Annotated in this window: 4 protein-coding genes and 1 riboswitch; all 4 genes read left to right on the forward strand. The window is 68.2% G+C overall.

The features are described 5' to 3' along the window. Positions 1-195 precede the first annotated feature (195 nt). Positions 196-1362 carry an acyltransferase gene (locus AB0395_RS47820; RefSeq protein WP_366294936.1) on the forward strand — a complete coding sequence of 389 codons (1167 nt, stop codon included), beginning with the start codon at positions 196-198 and terminating at the stop codon, positions 1360-1362. A gap of 85 nt (positions 1363-1447) precedes the next feature. Then, entirely contained in the window at positions 1448-2962 is a 1515-nt protein-coding gene (gene dop / locus AB0395_RS47825) for a depupylase/deamidase Dop (RefSeq protein ID WP_366294937.1), read from the forward strand. Positions 2963-3087: 125 nt separating this feature from the next. Next, positions 3088-3223, forward strand: a riboswitch (adenosylcobalamin (AdoCbl) riboswitch). A 17-nt stretch (positions 3224-3240) separates the two neighbouring features. Beyond that, complete coding sequence (locus AB0395_RS47830; RefSeq protein WP_366294940.1) at positions 3241-3435, forward strand: CbtB domain-containing protein; 195 nt, start codon at positions 3241-3243, stop codon at positions 3433-3435. 7 nt (positions 3436-3442) lie between these two features. Continuing rightward, the coding region (locus tag AB0395_RS47835) for a CbtA family protein (protein ID WP_366294943.1) at positions 3443-3622 on the forward strand (180 nt) is incomplete at its 3' end.

The raw sequence follows: 3622 nt of genomic DNA on the forward strand, positions 1-3622 counted from the left end.
GGCGGGCGCCGCCTTCGCGCGTCGTGCCGTCCGGCGCCTCCGCGATCCTCGAAGCCCCCGCACCCCGTGTCCTTTGGGGCTCCTGGGGAACAGGAGGCCGCAGAAGGCGCGGGAAACGAAACGGGGAACGAGGGAACCCGGATGATCGAAGTGCCGTCCAAGATGCGTGCATGAACATTTCGCCGCGGTCGATACATGACCGGAACGGTGGTCAGAGGGAACGGCCGGCTCGCCGAGCTTGACCTCCTGCGGTTCTTTGCCGCTGTGGCGGTCGTGTCCTTCCATTACCTCATCGCCTTCGCCTCGGTCTGGGGAGAGCGCCCGGCGAAGTTGTTCCCGGCGACGGCGACGGCGGCGGGCCTGGGCATCCTCGGTGTCGAGCTGTTCTTCATGATCAGTGGTTTCGTGATCCTGATGAGCGTCTGGGGCAGGAGCCTGGGGGCGTTCGCGCTCTCCCGCCTGGTGCGGCTCTTCCCCGCCTACTGGATCAGCGTGGGCGCTGTCGCCGCCGTCTACGGGCTGGGCGCGGCCACCGCCCTCGACCCCAAGCTGAGCGTGCGCGACTATCTGGTCAACCTGACCATGCTCCAGCGCGCCTTCGGCGTCTACGACGCCAACGGCGTCTACTGGTCGCTCTGGGCCGAACTCCGTTTCTACCTGCTGATCTCGATTCTCGTGCTCGTCGGGGTGACGTTCACCCGCTGCCTGGTCTTCATGGGCGTGTGGCTGCTGGCGGCCGGATTCTTCGCCGGCAGCGAGAACGAGTGGGTGCAGCTGATCGTGATGCCGAAGTACGCGGCTTACTTCGTCGCGGGCATGGCCTTCTTCCTGATGACCAGGTACGGCCCCAGGCTGGTGCTGTGGTGCTTTGCGGGAGTCAGCGGCGGCCTCGCGGTCAACGCGGCCCTGGCCAGGGTCGCGGGCCGGATCGAGGCGGTCGGCTACGACGCGATGCCGGTGCCCGGCTGGGCGGTGGTCACGGCCATCGTGATCTTCTACGTGCTCATGGCGATGGTCGCGCTCGGCTGGCTCGGCTGGCTGCGCTGGCGCGGCCTGATGGTCCTGGGCGCGCTCACCTACCCCCTCTACCTGTTCCACTCGACGGTCGCGGCCGTGCTCGTGCCCGTCCTGCGCGACACGCTCGCGCCCTGGCTGACCGCCCTGGTCACCCTGCTGGCCACGATGGTCCTGTCCTACCTGGTCTACCGGCTGGCCGAACGGCCGGTCCAGGAGTTCGTCAAGGCCAGAAGGCGGCGCGGGGCCGTGCCCGCGGGGCCGCCCGGTGGCGCGCCCGCTCCGGGACCGGTCCACACGTCCGGCCAGGAACGCTTCGCGGCGGACGAAAAGGCCTCTGTGCCATAACTGTCTGGTCAACAGGGATAGTGAAGGGTCTAGGGTCGGGGATATATACGGCGGAGAAGCAGTCCCGGATGAACAGAGGGTGCGCATGACGGTACGGCGGGTGATGGGCATCGAGACCGAATACGGCATCTCCGTGCCCGGACAGCCGGGGGCCAACGCGATGGTGACCTCCTCCCAGGTTGTGAACGCCTACCTGGCGGCCTCGGCCGCCAGGGCCAGGCGGGCGCGGTGGGACTTCGAGGAGGAGAACCCGCTGCGCGACGCCCGGGGCTTCGACCTGTCCAGGGAGGTGGCCGACCAGAGCCAGCTCACGGACGAGGACCTGGGCCTGGCCAACGTGATCCTCACCAATGGGGCCCGGCTGTACGTGGATCACGCCCATCCCGAATACTCCACTCCCGAGTGCACCAATCCGCGAGCCGCGGTGATCTGGGACAAGGCGGGGGAGCGGGTCATGCACGACGCCGCGGTCCGTGCCTCGGCCATCCCGACTAACGCCCCGATTCAGCTCTACAAGAACAACACCGACAACAAGGGCGCTTCGTACGGCTGCCACGAGAACTACCTGATGCGGCGGGCCACGCCGTTCGCCGACATCGTCAGGCACCTAACCCCGTTCTTCGTCTCCCGGCAGGTCGTCACGGGCGCGGGGAAGGTCGGCATCGGGCAGGACTCGCGCGGCGAGGGCTTCCAGATCAGTCAGCGGGCCGACTTCTTCGAGGTCGAGGTCGGGCTGGAGACGACGCTCAAGCGGCCGATCATCAACACCCGGGACGAGCCGCACGCCGATCCGGAGAAGTACCGCAGGCTGCACGTCATCATCGGCGACGCCAACATGTCGGAGATCTCGACCTACCTGAAGCTGGGGTCGACCGCGCTGGTCCTCGCCATGATCGAGGACGGCTACTTCACCCGCGACCTCGCGGTCGACAACCCGGTCCAGGCGCTGCGCGCGGTCTCCCACGACCCGACGCTGAAGTACGAGATCTCGATGCGCGACGGCCGCAAGCTCACCGCCGTGCAGCTCCAGATGGAGTACCTGGAGCTAGCCCGCAAATACGCGGAGGAGCGCAGCGGGAACGGCGTCGATGAGCTCACCAAGGACGTCCTCGACCGCTGGGAGTCCGTCCTCACCCGCCTGGCGGATGACCCGATGCAGCTGTCCCGGGAGCTCGACTGGGTCGCCAAGTTGGAACTGCTCGAGGGCTACCGCACCCGTGACGGCCTGGCCTGGTCCCACCCGCGCCTGCAGCTCGTCGACCTGCAGTACTCCGACATCCGTCCCGACCGGGGCCTGTACAACCGGCTGGTCGCCCGGGGCCGGATGCAGCGCCTGGTGACCGAGGAGGAGGTCCAGCGGGCCATCGAGGCCCCGCCCAGCGACACGCGGGCCTACTTCAGGGGCCGCTGCCTGAGCCAGTTCAGCGAGTCGGTCGCGGCCGCCTCGTGGGACTCGGTCATCTTCGACATCCCCGGTCGCGAGTCCCTGCAGCGCGTCCCGACCATGGAGCCGCTGCGCGGTACCAAGGCCCACGTCGGCGAGCTGTTCGACCGCTGCCGCACCGCCTCCGACCTGGTGATCGCTCTCACCGGCGAGTAGTGACCACACCGCCCGCGCCGGGTAGGCACGGAGGTCGCCCACCCGGCGCGGGTGAGCCCGCCGCGCGGTGTGGCGAAGTGGATTCCGGCTGTGCACGGATTGACGGGAGATAAAAACCGGTATACGTTCCGGTTGTTTTGTGGCGGTGCGAGGGAAATCCGGTGAGATTCCGGTGCGGTCGCGCCACTGTAACTGGCCCCTGCGGGCTGGAAGCCAGGTCACTCGGCCGCCACGTCGACCTACGAAGAGGGACGCGTCAATCCCTGAAGGAGGTGGCCGTGAGCCAGATCTCGGCTCCGCGCACCCAGCCCATCCCGCTCAGCTCGCTCACCCCCTGGCTGCTCGCCGTACCGGTGCTGCTGCTCATCGCCTACCTGGTCGCCTTCGACCAGGGCGCGATCTCACAGACCGGTAACTATCTGCACGAACTCATGCACGACGGGCGACACCTGCTCGGCGTTCCGTGCCACTGAGTCACACGTGATCACCAAACTCATCGTCAGGGGCATGCTCGTCGGGCTGCTCGCCGGGCTGCTCGCGGCGGTCTTCGCCTACACCACGGGTGAGCCCCGCATCGACCGGGCCATCGCGCTGGAGGAGGCGGCCGCGGCCGCTCCCTCCAGCGCGGGATCCCACTCCCACGAGGCGGCCGAACCCGCT

Origin of the sequence: Streptosporangium sp. NPDC051023 (assembly GCF_040689595.1) — a bacterium.
Classification (GTDB): Bacteria; Actinomycetota; Actinomycetes; order Streptosporangiales; family Streptosporangiaceae; genus Streptosporangium.